The following is a 20,542-nucleotide window of genomic DNA, read 5'->3' as shown; positions in this document are numbered from 1 at the left end:
GAAATCTAGTTACAATACCGACTCAATTAACTAATCCGTTAATAACTCTTTCGGTACTAAGTGGCAAAAAACGTAAGACCACCCAAAACCAAAACAGTTTGCTGGCGACAATAGCAAGAGTGAACCACCTGATCCCTTCCCGAACTCAGAAGTGAAACCTCTTAGCGCTGATGGTAGTGTGGCACTTGCCATGTGAGAGTAAGTCATCGCCAGCTTTTAAATCTAAACACCCCAATCTCGAGAGAGGTTGGGGTGTTTTTTATTGCGTGGAATTAAAATACGAGTCAATATTGAAAGAGTCGTGCTATTTTTATCCTGATTAAATGTAAATAAGAAATGATATTAGGACTGACATGATTTTCCATACACTTTTATCAGCTATTGGAATTGTCTATTTAGGTTTTTTAGTATGGAAGTGGTTGGAAAAACCTAAGCAACAATATCAAGCACCTAGAGTTATTCGCGAATGGATATTGGATGATCCTGAAGGGGAGCTGTATTTAGCTTCTATTACATCAGACCAAAAGGTGTGGTCTGCTTGTGGACGTTATGCGCATTCTTCTGGTTCAACGAGTACGACTTGGTCTGGCTTTTTAGCAGGTGATTTAAATGAACTTGTGCGAACAACGATGGGGCAGAAAGTATTGGATGAAATGATCGAATGCCTAAAGCAGCAAAATTTAGGATAGTTCTGATAGATTTAAAATACGACAGCCTAAGACGTTTATCAATGAATTAAGGTATTTTTCAAAGACAAAATCTAGCATGCTATAACAAATCGTTTTGCCAATATTTTATGCAAGAAAGACCCTATATTCGAGCTGTGAAGTTTAAAGCACCTGAGTCCTTGGATTGGGCAAGTTATCCTTATGTCGTTCCTGCGGTTAATGATCTAGAAAGTATTGAGTTCCATCCAGAGGTAACCTTCTTTGTTGGAGAAAATGGTTCAGGAAAGTCGACCATTCTTGAAGCTTTAGCACTTGCTTTGGGTTTTTCAGAAGAAGGCGGAACGCGGAATGTACAATTAAATACTGCAACAACGGCTTCTGATTTGCATCAGGCGATTCGAACGATAAAAAGTTATAAGAAGCCTCAAGATTATTACTTTTTGCGTGCAGAGAGCTTCTATAACGTTGCAACCTATATGAAGCAAGTGGACTATTTGGTGGAGTATGGGGGAGATATACACTTACGCTCGCATGGAGAGGCTTTCTTAAAATTATTAACAATGAAATTAAAAGGTAAAGGTTTATATCTTTTAGATGAACCAGAAGCAGCTTTGTCTCCAACAATGTTGATGACAACTTTGTCGGTTGTGGATCGTTTATGTCAGGAGCAATCTCAATTTATTATTGCCACCCATTCTCCTATTTTATTGGCTTATCCAAATGCCAAAATTTATCAGTTTTCCGATTCAGGGATTAAAGAAATATCTTATGAAGAAACAGAGCATTTTCGGGTAACAAAGGATTTTTTAAATAATTATCAAAAGCGAATCGAGCAGTTGTTAGAGAAAGAATAGACAAAAAGAAGCCCCATCATCCTGACGGGGCTTCTTCATATTCAGTTTATGTCGTTGATATCCTATTAACGACCACATCCTGTGTCTGTTCTTATTCTCAATGAGACTTCCTGTCTCTCTATGCTTCATATATTAGCGATCAAGCCAGAAATGGAACAGACGTAAATCGACCTGATCAATGTACGCTTAGGCGTACAACTAAGCGATATGATATTTCTGTAATTTAGCAACGAGAGCCGCTAATCCTTTCACTTCAAACTCATTGGCTTCAAAGTTCTCGTCTTTATTACGTTTAAAGATGTCGCGAATTTCAATTACGGCATTGGGATCAACCAGCCCTAAACTTGAAGTTACTTGGCGGATTTGACTGATTGAACGGGAGCCATTGGTAGAGCCATAACCGATAAAAGCTGCTGGTTTGCCTTGCCATTCTTTCCCGACATAATCCAAGGCATTCTTCAGCGCTGGACTATAGCCATGGTTATATTCAGGGCTAATGAAGATAAAGGCTTGTGCCTGTGCAATTTTATCTGCCCATTGTTGTTGTTTCGGCTGATCATAAATGCCTGTCGCAGGTGGATGAGAACCTGCAAATAGCGGTAAGTCCCATTCCTTAAGATCAACAACTTCGGTTTGAATATCTTTTAATGCGAGTTCAGTTGTCGCTTGCTGTACCCAATTAGCGACTTTGATCGCTGTGCGACCTTCCCGAACACTACCAACAATAATATAAATCAGCATATTTAAATTCCTGTGTGTTATTGCTTTGATTTTAAAAATGAATGCTTTTAAATGATCTTATACTTTTTTTCGGATATAAAAAAAGCTCTCATTTGAGAGCTTTTTTGTTACATCAATTTGATGCCTTGCTGACCAGCTGGGGTGACTTTGAAGATTTCCACTTCAAAGGTGATATTTTTGCCTGCCAGAGGATGATTAAAATCAATCTCGGTAATGTCATCATTGACCGATTTTACGATGCCGAACAAAGTTGCTTTGGCCTTATCTTCAAATTCAATCATATGACCAACAATTGGGCGTTGTTCAAATTTGACGGTGTCGAAGGTCTGAATATTTTCAGGATTCCACGGACCAAAAGCATCTTCAGGTGGTAAATGTACGGTGCGACGATCGCCTGCACGTAAACCAAATAATGCCTTCTCAAAATGTGGTAGTAAGTTACCATCGCCAATCACAAGGCTAACGGGTTCTTCACGACCACGGGTGTTATCAATTTCAACACCATTTTCAATAGAGACAGAAAAGTGCAATTCGACTTTTGAGCCATCCTGAATACGAATTTCTTCGTTTGGTTGAATAATTTCAGTCATGTTATGCATCCGCGTTTTGGTTACGTTTCTTCTCAAGGAAGAAAGTATCGATCAGCAGCAAAATAGTCCCTAAGGTAATGGCGCTATCAGCAAGATTGAAGGCTGGAAAATGGCTGTTTTGATAATAAACATGAATAAAGTCGACCACATAGCCTAAGCTAACACGGTCAATCAGATTGCCAATTGCTCCGCCAAGAATCAACGCAATTGCCATTGGTAATACAATCATTTTCTTAGGCATACGCATTAGCCAGAAAACAAAAATCACCGAAACAAAGCCTGCTAATGAGGTAAAGAAGTAGCGTTGCCAGCCACCTGCATCAGACAAAAAGCTGAATGCTGCACCATAGTTATGCAACAGCGTCCAATTTAAAAAGGGCAGTACAGGAACAGGATCTGCATAATTTAAATGTGAACTGGCAATCCATTTGGTCCATTGGTCCAGCACAATGGCAAGGGCTGAAAGTCCAAGCCACATTAAGTTGTGCGGGTAAAATTGGAATAAGCCTTTTTTTGTTGGGCTTGTTTGCACAGAATTATGCATATTTTCTCACTTCGCCACTGCCAGTGACATTGATAATACAACGAGCGCATAAACCAGCATGACCAACGTGTGTATTTACATCAGGCAATACATGCCAGCAACGTACACACTTTTCACCGTCTGCCGCCGAAACTTGCACACGCAGACCTTCGAGGTCTGTGCTTTCGCCTTGTTCAGCATAAGGGTGAACGATGACTTGAGAGGTAATCAAGACAAAACGTAATTCATCAGCCAATTGGTTTAACAATGTTTGTAATGCTTCATCTGCCCAAAGTTCAACTTTAGCAGATAGGTTACTACCAATGAGTTTAGCGTTACGTGCTGCTTCAATCTGTTTATTTACTGCTGATTTTACGCTAATCAATGTTTGCCAATCTGCTTCAGACAGTAAGTTTGCTGTTGATGCCGTTGGGATATCATACCATTCAGCGGTAAATACATATTTTCCAGTTTGTTCTGGAATCAATGGCCAAGCTTCTTGTGCGGTAAAGCTGAGGATAGGTGACATCCAGCGAACAAAAGCTTGCACGATATGATATAGCGCAGTTTGCGCAGAATGACGTGCCTGTGAATCTGCTTTAGTGGTGTACTGGCGATCTTTGATGATGTCAAGGTAGAAACCACCCAAGTCATTAATACAGAAGCTGGTTAGCGCATTAGTGACGATATGGAAGTTCATCTCTTCATAAGCTTGCTGAATGGTTTTTTGAACCTCAGCAGCGCGTTGCAAGATGTATTGATCCAATGCAATCAATTGGTCGACTGGTAACGCATCTGTAGATGGTTTGAAGCCATTCAAGTTTGCCAACAAGAAACGTAAGGTATTACGAATACGACGATAACCATCTGATGCGCGGCTAAAGATTTCTTTACCAGCCGTCATCTCGTAACGATAGTCAGCAGATGCGATCCAGAAACGTAAGCCATCAGCACCCATATCTTTGATAATGTCTTGTGGGGTAATGATGTTGCCTAATGATTTAGACATCTTACGGCCTTTCTCATCAACCACGAAACCGTGGGTGAGTAGGCCTTTATATGGCGCACGTTCATTGATCGCGATCGAGGTTAACAACGACGATTGGAACCAGCCACGGTGCTGATCTGAACCTTCAAGATATAAGTCTGCTGGATCTTGTAGATCATCACGTTCACGAAGCACAGCGTAGTGTGTCGTTCCAGAGTCAAACCAAACGTCTAAGGTATCGCGTACCGCATTATATTGTTCTGCATCGGCACCGATGAACTCACTCGCTTCACGGTTATACCAACCATCGATACCTTCTTGTTCGATCAGTTTAGCCACTTCTTCGATCAATTCAGGCGTACGTGGGTGCAATGCATTGGTATCTTTGTGCACGAAAAATGGAATTGGGACACCCCAAGTACGTTGACGCGAGATACACCAATCTGGACGACCTTCAATCATCGACTGAATACGGCTTTGTCCCCAATCAGGCACAAATTCGATATCATTTTCAATCGCATTTAATGCATTTTGGCGCAGACCATTGGCATCCATGCTGATAAACCACTGAGGTGTCGCACGGAAGATAATCGGGGTCTTATGGCGCCAGCAGTGCGGATAGCTATGTTTAATTGGCTGATGTGCCCATAAACGACCAACTGCACCCAATGCCTCAATGATTTGAGGGTTGGCTTTATAAATATGTTCCCCTGCAAAAATTGGTGATGTTGGTAAATAAACACCATTGCCACCGACAGGGTTTTCAACTTTTAATTGGTACAGCAAACCGACTTTATAATCGTCTACACCATGGCCGGGTGCGGTATGCACTGCACCTGTACCGCTGGTTGCAATCACGTGCTCGCCTAAAATCACAGGGACTTGACGGTCTGCCAACAGCGGATGTTGCAAAAGAAGATTCTCAATTGCAGCACCTTTGAAATCAGCGAGTACAACTGGGTTTTCCAGTTTGTAACGTTCGATCGCTGATTCAACCAAATCTTTGGCCAGAATAAAGTTTTGCGTACCACGCTCGGTAGTCACTTGAACCAATTGATAGTCGATATCAGCGTGGAGCGCGACCGCTTGGTTAGCAGGCAAAGTCCATGGTGTAGTGGTCCAGATCACGATATCCGTGGCATCTTGAACATCAACATTCAAACGTGTGCTGAGATCTTTAAGGTCAACAACCGTGAAGCCAACATCAATCGCATCTGATTTTTTGTCTTCGTATTCAACTTCTGCTTCAGCTAGTGATGAACCACAGTCCATACACCAGTTCACTGGTTTTAGACCCGGCTCAATATGACCTGCTTTGGCAATGGCACCCAAGGCACGCACGATATCTGCTTCTTGCTTGAAGTTCATGGTGAGGTATGGATTATCCCAATCACCAAAAACGCCCATACGCACAAAGTCTTTCTTCTGTAATTCGACTTGCGTATACGCATATTCACGGCAAGCCTTACGGAAAGTTGAAGCATCGACTTTAACGCCCACTTTACCAACTTTTTCTTCGACTTTCAGTTCGATTGGTAGACCGTGACAGTCCCAACCAGGCACATATGGTGCATCGAAGCCATCTAAAACGCGGCTTTTAATAATGATGTCTTTTAAGACTTTATTGACGGCATGACCTAAATGGATTTGACCATTGGCATATGGAGGGCCGTCATGCAGTACATATTTTTTCTTGCCAATACGCGATTCACGAATCTGCTGATAAATGTTGTCGGCATACCACTCTTCTAACCATTTGGCTTCACGCACAGCCAAGTTTGCCTTCATGGCAAAGTCAGTCGCTGGCAAATTGAGTGTGGCTTTATAATCCACTGCATTTTCAGGAGTTTGCTTATCGCTCATGCAAGTTTTCTTCCAGTTTGATCAGTTTGTAAACTGACATGTTTTACATTTTAAATTTAAAAAGGAAATTCAGCTGTGCTAGTACGATAGTCTCGTAACTTTTGCACATCATCATCAATTCCGGCTTTGAGGGCTTCAAGCGAAGGGTAATTCAGTTCACCATGCAAATAGTGAAGAAAGGTTACCCGCATCAATAAGCCATACAGATTAGCAGAAACATCAGGGAAATGTACCTCTAATCGCCATTCTGGCTGGTCTTGTTTGATGGCTGGGCGTGTCCCCACATGACCTGCACCAAACAAACTGTCAGCTTGATAGCCTGTAATCCCGTTGAGGGCAGGATTTGAATGTTTTACTTTGGCAATCAATGATGCATTTTCACAGACCACATCTACCGCATAAATCCCGTTTAAACACGGTTTGTGACGGTTTAAACGCACATTAATGGTTGGAAAATCAAGGGTGCGACCAATTTGATCGCCATATTGCACTCGGCCTGTGATGCTATAAGGACGACCCAATAGTTTGGCCGCTAATGCCAGATCACCCTGTTGAAGGACCTGACGAATACGAGTTGAACTGACACGTTCACCATTTAAAGCTACCGTATTTAAATTGATGACATCAAAACCGTAGTCGCGTAAGAATTCACTGTTGCCTTGGCGGTCTTTACCAAAATGAAAATCATCACCCAGCACCAAGCTTTGCGCATTGAGTTTTAATTTGAGTAGGTCGGCAAATTCAGTGGCATTTAAACTTCTAAAATATTGGTCAAATTTCGCAACTGCAATATAGTCCACACCGAGCTCAGTTAAATATTCTACTTTTTCTCTGAGCGAGCTGATGCGAGGAGGTGCATCATAACCTTTAAAGAATTCAAGTGGTTGTGGCTCAAAAATCATCACCAATGTTTTTAAGTCTTGCGCTTCAGCCAACGTTTTGAGTTGAGCAATCATCGCTTGATGGCCGAGATGGACACCATCAAAATTGCCAATCGTTACCGCAGTTGGGGGTAACTGAAAATCTGGCGATAATGCGTTGAGACGAAGCAACTTCATGGGCGTTAAATACAGTGATTTTGCAAAGGCTATATATTGCCATATTCTCAGCGTTTCGTCTTGTTGTTGTGTTTTTACACAGAAAAATTTCAATATTTAAAGTCTTTATATCAATTAAACTGATTCATTAAATAAAAATAAATCAATTTTTCTTATTTAAAGATTGACCTAAAATAGCTGCATAGTCGCTTGATATTGAGAAAGAGATGAAAAAGCCGTTTTACCAGCTAGAGCAGAGCACCGATGTGATTCGTCATTTTACCCCGAACTGGTTTACTGCAACCATGGGAACAGGTGTCGTAGCGATGATTTTAGCACAGCTGCCTTTTGCCTCATCTGTCTTATTTATGCTTGCGACCAAATTATGGCAATTTAATATTCTGTTATTTAGTACTTTTAGTGTGCTGTATATCTTACGCTGGATTTTATTTCCAACCGAAGCCAAGCAGATTTTTACTCACCCCAACATGAGCTTATTCCTCGGTGCGATTCCAATGGGCTTAGCCACAATTGCCAATGGTTTTCTCAGTTTCGGTACTCATTTATATGGCGATATTGCCGTTCAGATTGCCACTTACCTTTGGTATATCGATGTTGCTCTTGCGGTGGTGATTGCGTGGGTGGTGCCATTTTGTATGTTTAGTTGCCAAGATCATCAATTACAACGGATGACTGCGGTATGGTTACTCCCGATCGTAGCGTGTGAAGTCGCTGCCAGCTCTGCGGGGCTGCTATTACAGCATTTAGCAGCCGATCAACATGCATTGACGATTTTGATCACAGGCTATGTGTTGTGGGGTATTTCTGTATTACCTGCTTTTGCGATCTTAACCATTTTGATGCTACGTTTGGCCTTGCATCAATTGCCAGAGAAAGAAGTCGCGATTTCTAGCTGGTTATGTTTAGGACCGATTGGAACAGGGGCATTAGCGTTATTATTACTGGGTGAGCAAGCGCCACGCATTATGCAGGCGATGGGCTTTGAAGGCTTAGCGACATTACTTCCAGCCTTGGGTATTGTGGCAAGTTTGGTGCTATTAGGTTTTGGTTTATGGTGGTTTGGGATTGCGATCTTGACCACACTGCGCCATATGCGTACTGGTATTCCATTTAACTTAGGTTGGTGGGGACTGACTTTCCCATTCGGTGTGTTTATCTTGGCGATCTTTAATTTAGCGCATCAATTACATATCGATTTCTTACAGTATGCGGCTGTGGTTCTAAGTCTGTTGTTGGTTGGCCTATGGGCATTGGTGATGAAGAAAACGTTGGCAGGGGCGTATAGCGGTCAATTATTTTTCTCTCCTTGTTTGGTCGCCTTACAGCAGAAGATGCAATAATATCGAGGTGTGCCGAAGCACACCTTTTTTGTGTCTCTATTTTGATTTGAACGAGTCTTTTTTATGAATGCTGATGTTGCTCTGATTATGGCTTTGCCGAATGAATCCAAAGGTTTATTTGAGCAAGCTGGTATTGACGTTCATTACAGTGGCATCGGCAAAATTAATGCGGCATTCAAGGCATTTGAGGTGATTCAAAAGACGGGCTGTAAAACCCTCATAAATTTAGGCAGTGCAGGCAGTTCGCACTTTGATGCGCATAGTTTGGTTGAGGTGATTACTTTTGTGCAGCGTGATATGGATGTATCGCCTTTAGGTTTTGCCGTAGGCGTGACCCCAATGGATGATGAGATTCCTGCGGAGATCCATACTCAGCCACATTTTGAGATTTTACCTAAAGGGATATGTGGCACAGGTGATTCTTTTGAAACAGGCGTTCCAAAGGTCAGTTGTAATCTCGTGGATATGGAAGCCTATGCCTTAGCTAAAGTGTGCCAAAAGCTTGGGGTGCGTTTGATTTCAGTTAAATATATTACAGATGGTGCCAATGATACGGCGCATCTGGATTGGGAAGAGAACTTGTTGCTTGGCGCACAAAAATTATTGGCGCTGTATCAAGCGCATTTTTAGGTGCAAGGATTTAATGTAGGAGAGTGTTGTGTACTGCTAAACTTTATTTATTAAGTTATTGAAATTAAATTTTTATTTAATTCGTGTAACGATCATTATGTAAAATAGGTGGAAAATTCTATCGTGTTTGGAGTTCTCATAAGAGATTTTATGTTAAATTATTCCCAGTAAGTTTTTGTTTTTAATCTATTTAAAAAATTATCAATCAAAATTTAATTAGAGATTAATCGTAATATGAATATTAAGGGAATTAATGGTCCTTGGAAAAAAGGAATAGTTTTAGATAAACATGTTCTAAAGAGTGAATACCTTGGTGAAAATGAGTATGGTCGTCCTATGTTCGACACTAAAAGATCAGACATAGGCCAAGCATTATTTTTATTAAAATATAGAAATGATTGGGACCAAATTCCTACTTTAGTTGAGGCTCTATCTTCAGCAATAACTCAAAACTTTAGTGAAAAGATAGGATTCATTGTTCCTATGCCTGCATCTAATAATCGTGATCGTCAGCCAGTGTATGGTTTAGCTGAAGGACTTGGACAAGCTTTAAATATACCTGTGTTTAATAATATTTTACATAAGACAAAAAATGGAACGTCTCTTAAAGATTTACAAACAAGAGAAGAGAAAGAGTCAGTATTAGCTAATAGCTTTTCTCTTTATGATGGCATTAGGAATGATGGACCTTGGAATGTTCTTCTTATAGATGACCTATTTGATACAGGGGCTACTATGGAGTCTGCTTGTAAAGTGTTAAGCTCATATTCTAAAGTTAAAGATATCTATACAGCAGCATTAACTTGGAAATAACAGTGGAAAAAATTTTTATTGCGGGTTCTATTAGTATTAAAAAACTAGATGAATCCGTAACTAAACGTATTGATAAGATGATGAACCAAGGATATGAAATTATCCTTGGGGATGCTGATGGAATTGATAAAGCTGTACAAAAATATCTTAATATTCAAGGGTATAATAAGGTTACTGTTTATCATAGTGGCACTACAGTCAGAAATAATTTAGGTAATTGGCCTACAAAATCAGTAGTTACAAAATATAGATTTGGTACAAGGGATTTCTTCACTGCTAAGGATCTAGCTTTAGCAAATGACGCTGATATTGGTGTCATGCTTTGGGATAAAAAGAGTACAGGAACATTAAAAAATATTATTGAGCTTATTAAACAAAAGAAAAAGGTTACAGTTTTTCTTCAGCAGGAAAAGAAATTCCAACGTGTTTATAATGTTGATGAGTTTTTACTAATTACTCAGAAAATGTCAGAATTATCCCTGAAGAATGCTGATAAAAAAATTAATATATTTCAATCAATTGAGTTAATTAAGAACAGTGAAATACAACCTAGTTTTTTATAAAACTAGGTTGAACAAATATTGATAATTTCATTTTCTGTAAGCTCTATCTCCTAAATAATATAAAATCATCAATGTTATAGTTAACATTTGAGATATTAAAAAAATTATTATCCATCCAACAATCAATATACCTATGTAGTAAAAAACTGATGTAACTAATAAAATATTACTTGCATATAGATATTGAATTAAAAATATAAAAAAGATTGCAAGAAAACATAATAAAGAAATATGTGTTAAGGCATTTGCTAAAAATCTTCGCCTACTCATATTACGCCAATTTCCAGCAATCTTTGCTATGGGCCCCCCTGGAGGGATATCTTTATCTTTATCACCCGCTGTATCTGATGAACAATCCAAAAAATTTGTTTTTTGTAGAGCCCCTAAAGCAGCCAGTGAGGCTATATAGAATCCTGGCAAAATTTGTAAGCTACTAATGATGATGCTGAATTTTTCGTTTAGAAAAAATGGAGTAGCACCGAGTATTAAAAAAATAGCATGAATGAGAGTAGCGTAAGTGGCGAACTTTATAGGCCAAATCCAATCAATGTCTTTTTTGAAGCCATAGAAAGGTTGATTATCTCCATTATGCCATCTAATTTTTAAATACTTGAAAGGTAATTCCTTGAGTTCGTCCACAGAGTTTGACCTTATGAACTATTTTTCTGTTTACTAATTCGCTTCAATGTATCAAATACATTTGAATCGAACTTTATATCTTTTGGCAGGGAATGTCTCTCAAAGTTATCAATCCAATGCTTTTTAACAGCTATAGTAGAAATAGACTCATTTAGAATATCCAACTCAACTTTTCTTTCATGGTCTCCTTGTCTAAAAACTAATTTATGACTGATCTTGACTTTTTCTTGAGTTTTTTTCCCTAAAACATGTTTATCAGTAAATTTCTTTAAACCTTCCGAGAATTTTGCTAAGGATTCTTTTTGGCTGAAAGATGGTTTTAACTCAAATGATTGTTTAGATTCATATAAGTTTGATAACTCTTCATAAAATTTAAGCTCATTGGTTTTTGTAATTTCAACTCTTAAAAAATCACCACTTTTTATCCTTTCAACGATATCTTTATCTTCTACTGGATCAATAGATGTAACGATGCTGAAATTCATAATTTCATCTAAACTACCTACATAGATTTCTTCAAATAATTCAGGATTTGTTGCTTTTAAACGGATTGTATCAAGAATAAAGTTAAACAATTCTCGAATTGCCCCTAAAGACGTCCCTCGATTTGCTTCAAAGAATAAGTTTGCTTTTGTCTTATCTTCTGTTAATTGAATTAATACATGAGTTCGTTTGATATGGCTTTCATTTTGATTGAAGTTAATAACAGATTCTTCATCTTTTAATTCATTATACTTTCTTAAATCCTCAGCTTCTTTATCTAAACAAGCAAAAACACATTCAATATAAGATTTATCATCAGAAATATGAATGTGATCTAGATGATGTGAATAACGTTCTTTAGCTGTAAAGACTTTAATTTTTTTTATATCAGAATATTCTTTAATAGCATTGAATATATCAAGGACTAAAGGCTTTGTAGATGGAGGGCCTGCCAATTTCTCTTTTGGTAGTCTTTTTGATTTAAAAGTTAATTCATAAAAGCAGATACATAAATCATGAGTAACAAATTTCTTGTTATTTTCGATTGAGTCCATATCTTCTATAGCTAATACGTTTGTGTGTGTATTCATACATAAGCAACTTATATAATTTATAGAGCTATCTTATAAAAAAAATACTAAGAAACAAATAATTAGTTTAATTACTTATATAATTGAATGATTTTATAGATTTTCTAAAATTAATATATACACCTTATACGAAATTATTAGGATTTTGTATTTAATATCAATATCTTATTGAAAAACCGTTTCTGTGTTCTACGCACTGCAACGATTTTTCACGTTTCACATATGTTTCTTAATCAATGTTCCACATTTTTGATTAGTTCAGTTGAATAATCACCTTAACCATTTGGCAAGAAAAAAGCGACCAACAAAGTCGCTTTTCCGTGTATTTCAATCGCTAAAATTAAGGCTTTTAGAAGAAAATTTAGCGTGGCAATACGCCGTATAACATCATATGCACAGTATGCTCAACCGTGCGTTGAAACATGCTACGGTTACGCAAAGTTTTGCCTGTGACCATTTCCATTTGTGTCGAAAAATCAGCGTAATTTTGGGTGATCGCCCAAATATTGAGAATCAACAATTCAGGATCAATTTCTGCTGATAATTTACCTTGTTCTTGCCAAGTTTGAATCACCTTGGTTTTGCGCTTAAATAGCTTTTTCAAAGGGCCTTTTAAGATTGGTAAAATATGCGGCGCACCTTGAATAATCTCAAGAGCAAATAAACGTGATGCTTTAGGTTGATCACGAGAGCTTTCAATTTTTTGAATTAAATAGTGGGTCAGGGCTTCAGTAGGCTCAAGCTCAGACTCTAGGGTTTGCAAGGGTGCAAGCCACTTTTGTAATACCGTGGTGAGCACTTCGACATAAAGCGACTCTTTATTTTCATAGTAGTAGAAAATATTCGATTTATGCATATTTGCCAGTTGCGCAATCTCATCCAGACTGGCACCACTAAACCCATAGACGGAAAAAACATCTAGGGCAGCATTCAGCAGTTGATTGCGCTTTTGTGTACTTTTTTTCTGTTCCATCTGCGAGCTTGATTCAAAAAATGTCATTGACATTGTAAGATAAATTGTCGGATTTGTGCACAATAACAAATTTTTTTTATCGAAAAAAATAGACTTTTTGGGCCAGTGTTGAGGATGTATTTGATAATTATTGAAATCTAAAAAAGCTTATACATATTTTGTAAATAATTCATTTTCAATTGATTAAATCAGACAGGTAATTTTTGCTTAGTTTTATGTTTTTTCAATACTTGCTCAAGCGGCTTTAGGTGGCTAAAACCGCATCGAGGACTTGTTGCTCAAGTTGAGCGAAAGCAATACTTTTTTTACGTGGACGTGGCAGATTCACCTGAAAACTATGGGCGATATGCCCTTGATCTAAAAGAATAATCCGATCAGCCAATTGCACCGCTTCACTGACATCATGTGTGACCAGAATCGCGGTAAAGCCTTGCTCTTTCCAAAGCCGTTCAATCAAGCTCTGCATTTCTAAACGGGTCAATGCATCTAAAGCACCGAGCGGTTCATCTAACAACAAAATACGGGGTGTATGGGAAAGCGCCCGCGCAAGCGCTGCGCGTTGGCGTTGACCGCCAGAAAGCTGAGCAGGCCATTGTGTCGCCTTGTCTTTTAAACCGACTTTCTCCAGCAACGCTTCTGCAAGCAGATGCTGGTTTTTAGGCAAACCAAGCTGAACATTGTGTAAAACACTTTTCCAAGGCAATAAACGTGGATCTTGAAACATGACACGGATATCATCGTTGGTAATCCCTTCACGAAAATTGCGGGCAGACTGGAATTTGATTTCGCCATAACTGGCTTTTTCGAGTTGGGCAATCAAACGGAGCAGGGTACTTTTACCACAACCACTACGGCCAACAATCGCCACAAATTCACCCGCTTGGATATTCAGATCAAGGTCTTCAAGGACTTTGACCTCACCATAAAATTTATACAGCTGCTCAATCAGAATATGAGCGCCATTGTCTGATGTGGTTACGGCTTCTGGTTCGGCAACTGGCTGAATCAGGTTGTTATCGTAGAAGTTTAAATTTAAGTTACTCATCTTGATGTCCTTATTATTTTTGATAACCTGCATGCCAACGCAGTAGATAACGTTCCAACACTTGAGCCAATACATCTGCTAGTTTTCCGAGCAAGGCATACAGTAAAATACCCACCAAAACGATATCTGTTTGCAAAAACTCACGTGCATTCATGGTCATATAGCCAATCCCCGCTTGTGCAGAGATTGTTTCTGCTACGATCAACAATACCCAAACCAGACCTAAAGAGAAACGTAGCCCAACTAAAATTGAGGGCATTGCACCGGGTAAAATAATATCTCTATATAACTGCCAACGATTCAGTCCGTAACTTTTTCCCATTTCAATCAATTGTGGGTCGACCGAGCGGATACCATGATAGGTATTGATATACATTGGAAAAAACACACCGACGGCCACTAAAAATAACTTGGCAGTTTCATCAATCCCAAACCATAAAATCACCAGTGGAATCAGTGCTAGTGCAGGGATGTTACGGATCATTTGCAAGGTGGTATCGAGCAAGGTTGAGGCAATACGGGATGAACCATTTAATAGTCCCAAAACTAATCCTAAGCCACCACCAATCAATAAGCCGAGTAAGGCGCGACCAGCACTGACTTTGACATGCTGCCAAAGTTCACCACTGATGAGTAAGTGCCAGAAGGCACTCACGACAGCAGTTGGAGCTGGCAATACTCTGCTTTGCAATAAGCCAGAGCTTGAAGCTGCTTGCCAGATCAGAATCAGCAGAATTGGAAATAGCCAAGGCAGCAGCCCTTTGCCTATTTTTTTTGTTCCACGTGAAACATCATTCAAAAAAGGTTTTGCACTCATGCATCCTCCTTGATCAAGGTTTTAGCTTGCTTTGTTTCAGGGACATAGTTATTGGCAATAATTTCTCCGAAAGGTCCAGTTAAATGTGGTTGCGCCAGTTTTTCACGGGTTTTGAGTGGCAGTAAAGGGAACACCAATTCGGCAAAGCGAATTGACTCTTCCAAATGTGGGTAACCTGAGAAAATAAAGGTATCAATGCCCAAATCCGCATATTCTTGAATTCGTGCAGCAACAGTTTCTGGGTCACCCACGAGAGCTGTCCCTGCACCACCGCGGACTAAGCCGATGCCCGCCCATAGGTTCGGTGATACTTCAAGTTGATCTTTACGACCGCCATGTAAAGCAGCCATACGTTGCTGACCCACTGAATCCATTTGTGCAAATTTCTTCTGTGCTGCGGCAATGGTTGCATCATCTAGGTATTGAATTAGCTCATCTGCAGCGGCCCAAGCCTGTTCATTGGTCTCGCGCACAATCACATGTAAGCGAATGCCATAATTTAGGGTACGGCCTTTGGCTGCGGCTTTGGCACGTAAATATTCAATCTTTTCTTTCACGGCAGCAGGAGGTTCACCCCAAGTCAAATAGGTATCGACCTGCTCAGCAGCAAGCTCGGTTGCAGCTTCTGATGAGCCACCGAACCAAAGCGGTGGATAAGGTTTTTGTACGGGTGGATAGAGCAGTTTGGCATCATCCACACTGAGACGTTCGCCGTGAAAGCTAAACGATTCACCCGTATGTGAGCGAGTGAGAATTTCGCGCCAAATTTTGACATATTCAGAGGCCGTTTGATAACGGGTACTGTGATCTTCATATAGTCCATCACCTTTTAATTCCTGTTCATCGCCACCAGTGACAAGGTTGAGCAGGATACGGCCATTAGAAAGACGATCAAAAGTTGCTGCCATACGTGCAGCAAGTGCTGGTGTGGTAAGCCCTGGACGAAGTGCGACTAAGAACTTAAGCTGGGTCGTTGCATCAATTAAACTGGCTGCTGTAATCCAAGGATCTTCACAAGAGCGTCCTGTTGGAATGAGTACGCCTGCATAACCCAAATTATCCACGGCAACTGCAATCTGTTTCATATAAGCATGATCGACCTGACGAGCACCCTTGCTGGTGCCTAAATAACGACTGTCACCATGAGTGGGGATAAACCAGAAAATATTCATGTCGATGTTCCTTATGAAAATGAAATCAATGTTTATTGGGCAGACCAGACACTGTGCTGAATATCGATTTGCGCAGGAATGAGCTGCTCTTGTTTAAATAAGTCGGCAATTTGTTGCTGGCTTTTAATCACTTCACTGTTGAGTGCATATACAGGTGAAGGTTTAGGACGTTTGTTAAGTACTTGCTTCGCTACAGGGGTACTGAGACCTGTACTTTGTGCATAAATCTGTAAGGCTTGATCTTGGTGTTGTACAATCCATTGATCTGCGTTATTAACGCTGTTAATGAATTTCTGCGCTGAATCGGGATGATTTTTAATAAAATCAGGATTACCAATATAAAAAGAATAAGTGGTCGGAAAAGCAGAGCCATCGACCAAGGTTTTGGTATGACCTTGCAGTTCTGCTGTCCCTAAGTAGGGTTCCCAAATTGCCCATGCATCAACGGCCTGTTTGTCAAAAGCTGCACGTGCATCGGCAGGAGGTAACCAGATTGGTTGAATGTCTTGCCAAGATAGACCCGCTTTCTGCAAGGTTTTTGCCAAAAGTTCATGAGCACTGGAGCCTTTTTGTACTGCGATACGTTTGCCTTTTAAATCTTGAAGGCTGTCTATTTTATCGTTGCCATGTACCAAAACAGCCTGTCCTGTTGGCGCAACGACTTCATATGCCACATAGCTCAGCGGTTTAGCCGCAGCCTGAGCAAAAATCGGTGGTGTATTGCCGACATAACCGAAATCTACAGCACCCACTGCAAGTGCTTCAAGCATTTGTGGACCTGCTGGAAATTCTCGCCATTCAATTTTGGCATTCGGAAATGCTTGCTCAAATAGCTTTTGTTGTTTGGCAACTAACAAATTGAGGGAGGACTTCTGGAAGCCAATGGATAGGATTTTGACAGCCGTATTTTCAGTTGCTGAAGCCGCTTTCTCCGTCGTTTGCTCTGGCTTCTGGCAACCACTCAGTGAAAATGTAGAGATCAGTAGGCCCAAAACAGAAACTTTAGATAACAACTTCATGGTGATCCTCAATTATTTAACATCGTTCTTTAATACGGCATCTTGGATCACAAGCTGCTTCGGAATCAGTTTCTGCGCAAAGAAAGCATCGGCTACGTATTGCTGCTCTTTTGCGACTTTCTCAGAAATTGGTTGAACCCCAAAGCCCATACGCGAAATTGAACTTTTTAGGACATCAAACTCAAGTGCAGTTGGTTTTTCGAGTAATTTGGCTGCATCGTCCGGATGTGTTTTGACCCAATCCGTTGTTTGATTGAGTGTACTGACCAGCGTTTTTAGTGCTTCAGGATGACTTTCGGCAAATTGGCGATCGGCTAAATAAAATTGGTGATTACTGACTAAGTGTTCACCCGTTGCGATTACGCGCGCATGAATCTGATGTTCTGCTGCTGCGAAGAATGGATCCCAAATCACCCAAGCATCTACTGCACCTTTCTCAAAAGCTGCGCGTGCGTCCGCAGGCGGTAGATAAACAGGTTGAATATCTTTCAAGCTGAGATTGTTCGCTTCTAATAGTTTGAGCAACAGGTAATGAACATTCGAGCCTTTATTCAGCGCGACACGTTTACCTTTCAGATCTTGGATTGATTGGATTGGTGAATCTTTTTGTACAATTAAAGCTTCCGCATTTGGTGCCGCAGGTTGGTTGGCGACATAAACTAAATTGGGGTTAGCTGCTTGTGCAAAGATCGGCGGTGCTTCACCTGCCTCACCAAAAACCACACTGCCGACATTTAAGCCTTCTAACAGCTGTGGACCTGCAGGAAATTCAACCCACTTAACATTTACGCCTTGAGCAGCAAGATTTTTTTCTAATTCACCCTTTGCTTTGAGAATCGGCAAGATGCCATACTTTTGAAAGCCGATATTTAATGTTGTGGTTTCTTGTTTTTTTGTCTCTTGCTGCTCTGGTTTTTTTGCACAACCTGCAACACCCATCAGGCTAGCAAGACTTGCTGCGATGATGCTATATGTTGCCCATGAACGATTGATTGAAATGGCCATGTTGGTTGTGCTCCCCGACAAATCAAAAGATTTAAATAAGATGAGCAACTAAACTAAAACTTTTTTTATTGCATAAAAAATAAGTAATCGGGCTTTGCTTATGCTGAAAAGTGCAAAGTAGAAAATTGCATAATCTTATCGATAGATTGAATAAGTGTTGAATAGCTTCTTTTGAATAAAATATTGTTTTTAATTAGATTATTTTTTATTTTGTCGATTGGTGTATTTATTCTTCATATTCACTTAAGCAGAGATAATGATGAAGTAGAGATATCTTTATCAAAAATAAAAATATCTCCTTCAGTATGCGTTGTGATGACTACAATGCTTTTTTAAAAACGAGAGAATTACGTTGATAGTTATACAGTGCTTGGCGGGCATTGGGTAAATCATCTACGCTGGCAGGGCTAAAGCCTTGCTCTAAAAACCAGTGAGCAGTTCTAGTGGTCAGCACAAACAGTCGCTGAATCCCTTGCTGTTTGGCTCTACTTTCCAAAAATTGCAAAATTTGGCTACCACGATTGGATTTTCGATAACTTGAGTCCACTGCGACGCAGGCAATTTCAGCAGAGCGAATTTCATCTGATCCTGCGGGAATTGGGTACAGTGCTGCACACGCTAAAATCATACCGTCGCGTTCAATCACTGCAAAATGCTCAATTTCACTTTCAAGGCGTTCGCGAGAGCGATAAACCAGAATTCCTTCCTGTTCCAGCGGACGCAGAAGACTAATCAAACCACCAACATCGTGAATATTGGCAATTCGAACTTCTTCATAGTGAGCATCTGTGATCAAGGTACCAATACCATCGCGAGTGAATAGTTCTTCAATCAGTGCGCCGTCATAAGCATATGAAATCAAATGTACACGATGTACGCCAGATAAAGAGGCCTGTTGCGCTTGTTTGAGGTGTAAGGCAAATTCTGGATATTGTTGTTGGTTTTGCTGAATATACGGTTCTAGCTGGTGCGGACTTAACTCGCGTAATAACTGTTGTTGTTCATTCATCAAACCTTGTTTTTCACCCAAGAAGATCAGTTTATCTGCTTTTAAGGCAGTCGCTGTTTTAGTGGCGACGTCTTCAGCCAGTAAATTAAATACTTCGCCTGTGGTTGAATAACCTGTTGGTCCAAGTAAAACAATATTGTGATTGTCTAAATGACGTTGAATGGCATCGGTATCAATGGAACGGACTTCACCTGTCAGTTGGAAGTCGATCCCATCGCGAATCCCATAGGGTTTTGCTGTGACAAAATTGCCAGAGACGACATCAATGCGAGCACCATACATCGGTGAATTTGCCAAACCCATGGAGAGGAGAGCTTCAATTTCTAGACGAATAGAACCTACTGCATTCATGACACCGCGTAAGGATTCGCGTGTGGTAATGCGACGACTTTGATGGAAGGGCGTTTCGATATTGCGTTCAAGCAGATTTTGATTAATTTGCGGACGTGCGCCGTAAACTAAAATTAAACGAATCCCTAAAGAATGTAATAGGGCAATATCATGGATGATGTGTTGGAAATTTTCGTGTTGGACTGCTTCACCAGAGAACATCAAAACAAAGGTTTTATCACGGTGTGCATTGATATAGGGTGCGGAGTGGCGAAACCAATGCACATAATCTTTTGTTGTACTATGTGAATTTTCAGTCATTTGCTTCGCCATGTTGATCTCAGATATGCAGCACTTGCTCTGATTCTAACGAAAAAAATCAAAAGATAAATCAATTCCTAAAGCAACGATTCAACTTTAATTCTGACAAACCAGCAAAAAGGACTTAGAAGCCCATGATTCGGATAATACTGTTGTCATCGGAGTTGACTAAAATATAGTCATTATTGATCTTGTACCACTGTTCGTTACGACCTGGGCGAGGCAGGTTGCTGTCTTTATAATCGACTTTATAGCCGTTACCACGATAGTGTTGTGGCATGACGTAGCCTTCCTGCCAACGATGTTGTTTAAGGCGTTCTACACCACGTTCTTCGCGCATACGGCGTTCACGTTGACGATTCTCACCATCTGGGCGATCAAAGTTACGACCACCTTGCCAGCCGCCACCGCGCGAATCATCGTCACGATCATGCGGGCCCGCAAAACTCCCCATACTACTAAACAGGACTGTCGAACCTAAAACCAAGATAATGAAAAAATTTTTCAT

General features: G+C 40.2%; 21 protein-coding genes and 1 rRNA gene. 7 read left to right on the top strand and 15 right to left on the bottom strand.

Features of this window, described 5'->3' with window-relative positions; genetic code table 11:
- Positions 1-100: 100 nt before the first annotated feature.
- The 3 genes from rrf to NDN11_RS17935 all read left to right on the top strand — a co-directional run bounded on the left by rrf (position 101) and on the right by NDN11_RS17935 (position 1,522).
- Positions 101-215, top strand: a 5S ribosomal RNA gene (rrf, locus tag NDN11_RS17945).
- 138 nt (positions 216-353) lie between these two features.
- A complete protein-coding gene (locus tag NDN11_RS17940) occupies positions 354-689 on the top strand; it encodes a hypothetical protein (RefSeq protein WP_251110390.1) in 336 nt (111 codons plus the stop codon).
- Between the two features lie 107 nt (positions 690-796).
- The gene (locus NDN11_RS17935; protein WP_251110389.1) at positions 797-1,522 is read left to right on the top strand and encodes an AAA family ATPase; all 726 of its coding nucleotides are present in this window, start codon (positions 797-799) and stop codon (positions 1,520-1,522) included.
- A gap of 198 nt (positions 1,523-1,720) precedes the next feature.
- Here NDN11_RS17935 and NDN11_RS17930 read toward each other — a convergent pair whose 3' ends face one another.
- The 5 genes from NDN11_RS17930 to ribF form a co-directional block, all read right to left on the bottom strand.
- Positions 1,721-2,263 (bottom strand): NADPH-dependent FMN reductase, encoded by a 543-nt coding sequence (locus tag NDN11_RS17930; RefSeq protein WP_005320015.1) that lies wholly within the window; start codon positions 2,261-2,263, stop codon positions 1,721-1,723.
- A 107-nt stretch (positions 2,264-2,370) separates the two neighbouring features.
- Positions 2,371-2,853: an FKBP-type peptidyl-prolyl cis-trans isomerase gene (locus NDN11_RS17925; protein ID WP_167251110.1), complete on the bottom strand. Its 483-nt coding sequence runs from the start codon at positions 2,851-2,853 to the stop codon at positions 2,371-2,373.
- 1 nt (position 2,854) lies between these two features.
- On the bottom strand, positions 2,855-3,397 hold the full coding sequence (gene lspA, locus NDN11_RS17920) for a signal peptidase II (protein WP_251110388.1): 543 nt from the start codon (positions 3,395-3,397) through the stop codon (positions 2,855-2,857).
- Positions 3,390-6,227 (bottom strand): isoleucine--tRNA ligase, encoded by a 2,838-nt coding sequence (gene ileS / locus NDN11_RS17915; protein WP_251110387.1) that lies wholly within the window; start codon positions 6,225-6,227, stop codon positions 3,390-3,392. The genes lspA and ileS overlap by 8 nt, the downstream gene beginning before the upstream one ends.
- A gap of 56 nt (positions 6,228-6,283) precedes the next feature.
- The gene (gene ribF, locus NDN11_RS17910; RefSeq protein WP_251110386.1) at positions 6,284-7,285 is read right to left on the bottom strand and encodes a riboflavin biosynthesis protein RibF; all 1,002 of its coding nucleotides are present in this window, start codon (positions 7,283-7,285) and stop codon (positions 6,284-6,286) included.
- Between the two features lie 206 nt (positions 7,286-7,491).
- On the opposite strand from ribF, the gene NDN11_RS17905 reads away from it, so the two are divergent.
- The 4 genes from NDN11_RS17905 to NDN11_RS17890 all read left to right on the top strand — a co-directional run bounded on the left by NDN11_RS17905 (position 7,492) and on the right by NDN11_RS17890 (position 10,631).
- Positions 7,492-8,625: a TDT family transporter gene (locus NDN11_RS17905; protein ID WP_251110385.1), complete on the top strand. Its 1,134-nt coding sequence runs from the start codon at positions 7,492-7,494 to the stop codon at positions 8,623-8,625.
- A gap of 63 nt (positions 8,626-8,688) precedes the next feature.
- On the top strand, positions 8,689-9,255 hold the full coding sequence (locus tag NDN11_RS17900; RefSeq protein WP_251110384.1) for a phosphorylase family protein: 567 nt from the start codon (positions 8,689-8,691) through the stop codon (positions 9,253-9,255).
- 234 nt (positions 9,256-9,489) lie between these two features.
- The gene (locus NDN11_RS17895; RefSeq protein WP_251110383.1) at positions 9,490-10,068 is read left to right on the top strand and encodes a ComF family protein; all 579 of its coding nucleotides are present in this window, start codon (positions 9,490-9,492) and stop codon (positions 10,066-10,068) included.
- A 2-nt stretch (positions 10,069-10,070) separates the two neighbouring features.
- Complete coding sequence (locus tag NDN11_RS17890) at positions 10,071-10,631, top strand: hypothetical protein (protein WP_251110382.1); 561 nt, start codon at positions 10,071-10,073, stop codon at positions 10,629-10,631.
- 27 nt (positions 10,632-10,658) lie between these two features.
- On the opposite strand, the gene NDN11_RS17885 is transcribed toward NDN11_RS17890, so the two are convergent.
- The 10 genes from NDN11_RS17885 to NDN11_RS17840 form a co-directional block, all read right to left on the bottom strand.
- Positions 10,659-11,270 (bottom strand): hypothetical protein, encoded by a 612-nt coding sequence (locus NDN11_RS17885; RefSeq protein ID WP_251110381.1) that lies wholly within the window; start codon positions 11,268-11,270, stop codon positions 10,659-10,661.
- 11 nt (positions 11,271-11,281) lie between these two features.
- On the bottom strand, positions 11,282-12,343 hold the full coding sequence (locus NDN11_RS17880; protein WP_251110380.1) for a hypothetical protein: 1,062 nt from the start codon (positions 12,341-12,343) through the stop codon (positions 11,282-11,284).
- 361 nt (positions 12,344-12,704) lie between these two features.
- A complete protein-coding gene (locus tag NDN11_RS17875) occupies positions 12,705-13,316 on the bottom strand; it encodes a TetR/AcrR family transcriptional regulator (protein ID WP_004907340.1) in 612 nt (203 codons plus the stop codon).
- A gap of 244 nt (positions 13,317-13,560) precedes the next feature.
- Positions 13,561-14,361, bottom strand: a complete 801-nt coding sequence (locus tag NDN11_RS17870) for an ABC transporter ATP-binding protein (protein ID WP_251110379.1) — start codon at positions 14,359-14,361, stop codon at positions 13,561-13,563.
- Between the two features lie 13 nt (positions 14,362-14,374).
- On the bottom strand, positions 14,375-15,178 hold the full coding sequence (ssuC, locus tag NDN11_RS17865) for an aliphatic sulfonate ABC transporter permease SsuC (RefSeq protein ID WP_167251094.1): 804 nt from the start codon (positions 15,176-15,178) through the stop codon (positions 14,375-14,377).
- The gene (gene ssuD, locus NDN11_RS17860; protein ID WP_251110378.1) at positions 15,175-16,350 is read right to left on the bottom strand and encodes an FMNH2-dependent alkanesulfonate monooxygenase; all 1,176 of its coding nucleotides are present in this window, start codon (positions 16,348-16,350) and stop codon (positions 15,175-15,177) included. The genes ssuC and ssuD overlap by 4 nt, the downstream gene beginning before the upstream one ends.
- Positions 16,351-16,382: 32 nt before the next feature.
- The gene (locus NDN11_RS17855; protein ID WP_251110377.1) at positions 16,383-17,369 is read right to left on the bottom strand and encodes an aliphatic sulfonate ABC transporter substrate-binding protein; all 987 of its coding nucleotides are present in this window, start codon (positions 17,367-17,369) and stop codon (positions 16,383-16,385) included.
- A 12-nt stretch (positions 17,370-17,381) separates the two neighbouring features.
- Complete coding sequence (locus tag NDN11_RS17850) at positions 17,382-18,374, bottom strand: sulfonate ABC transporter substrate-binding protein (protein WP_251110376.1); 993 nt, start codon at positions 18,372-18,374, stop codon at positions 17,382-17,384.
- A gap of 319 nt (positions 18,375-18,693) precedes the next feature.
- Positions 18,694-20,046: an amino-acid N-acetyltransferase gene (gene argA / locus NDN11_RS17845; RefSeq protein ID WP_251110375.1), complete on the bottom strand. Its 1,353-nt coding sequence runs from the start codon at positions 20,044-20,046 to the stop codon at positions 18,694-18,696.
- A 112-nt stretch (positions 20,047-20,158) separates the two neighbouring features.
- Positions 20,159-20,542: an RcnB family protein gene (locus tag NDN11_RS17840; protein WP_005209775.1), complete on the bottom strand. Its 384-nt coding sequence runs from the start codon at positions 20,540-20,542 to the stop codon at positions 20,159-20,161.

Origin of the sequence: Acinetobacter sp. C26M, assembly GCF_023702675.1 — a bacterium.
In the GTDB taxonomy this organism is placed as follows: Bacteria; Pseudomonadota; Gammaproteobacteria; order Pseudomonadales; family Moraxellaceae; genus Acinetobacter.
The sequence above is the reverse complement of the archived record's forward strand: the minus strand, read 5'-3'. Positions and strand labels throughout refer to the sequence as shown.

Coding starts and splice junctions, on each gene's coding strand:
- NDN11_RS17940 (WP_251110390.1), top strand. CDS start 354: ATGATTTTCCATACACTTTTATCAGCTATTGGAATTGTCTATTTAGGT.
- NDN11_RS17935 (WP_251110389.1), top strand. CDS start 797: ATGCAAGAAAGACCCTATATTCGAGCTGTGAAGTTTAAAGCACCTGAG.
- NDN11_RS17930 (WP_005320015.1), bottom strand. CDS start 2,263: ATGCTGATTTATATTATTGTTGGTAGTGTTCGGGAAGGTCGCACAGCG.
- NDN11_RS17925 (WP_167251110.1), bottom strand. CDS start 2,853: ATGACTGAAATTATTCAACCAAACGAAGAAATTCGTATTCAGGATGGC.
- lspA (WP_251110388.1), bottom strand. CDS start 3,397: ATGCATAATTCTGTGCAAACAAGCCCAACAAAAAAAGGCTTATTCCAA.
- ileS (WP_251110387.1), bottom strand. CDS start 6,227: ATGAGCGATAAGCAAACTCCTGAAAATGCAGTGGATTATAAAGCCACA.
- ribF (WP_251110386.1), bottom strand. CDS start 7,285: ATGAAGTTGCTTCGTCTCAACGCATTATCGCCAGATTTTCAGTTACCC.
- NDN11_RS17905 (WP_251110385.1), top strand. CDS start 7,492: ATGAAAAAGCCGTTTTACCAGCTAGAGCAGAGCACCGATGTGATTCGT.
- NDN11_RS17900 (WP_251110384.1), top strand. CDS start 8,689: ATGAATGCTGATGTTGCTCTGATTATGGCTTTGCCGAATGAATCCAAA.
- NDN11_RS17895 (WP_251110383.1), top strand. CDS start 9,490: ATGAATATTAAGGGAATTAATGGTCCTTGGAAAAAAGGAATAGTTTTA.
- NDN11_RS17880 (WP_251110380.1), bottom strand. CDS start 12,343: ATGAATACACACACAAACGTATTAGCTATAGAAGATATGGACTCAATC.
- NDN11_RS17875 (WP_004907340.1), bottom strand. CDS start 13,316: ATGGAACAGAAAAAAAGTACACAAAAGCGCAATCAACTGCTGAATGCT.
- NDN11_RS17870 (WP_251110379.1), bottom strand. CDS start 14,361: ATGAGTAACTTAAATTTAAACTTCTACGATAACAACCTGATTCAGCCA.
- ssuC (WP_167251094.1), bottom strand. CDS start 15,178: ATGAGTGCAAAACCTTTTTTGAATGATGTTTCACGTGGAACAAAAAAA.
- ssuD (WP_251110378.1), bottom strand. CDS start 16,350: ATGAATATTTTCTGGTTTATCCCCACTCATGGTGACAGTCGTTATTTA.
- NDN11_RS17855 (WP_251110377.1), bottom strand. CDS start 17,369: ATGAAGTTGTTATCTAAAGTTTCTGTTTTGGGCCTACTGATCTCTACA.
- NDN11_RS17850 (WP_251110376.1), bottom strand. CDS start 18,374: ATGGCCATTTCAATCAATCGTTCATGGGCAACATATAGCATCATCGCA.
- argA (WP_251110375.1), bottom strand. CDS start 20,046: ATGGCGAAGCAAATGACTGAAAATTCACATAGTACAACAAAAGATTAT.
- NDN11_RS17840 (WP_005209775.1), bottom strand. CDS start 20,542: ATGAAAAATTTTTTCATTATCTTGGTTTTAGGTTCGACAGTCCTGTTT.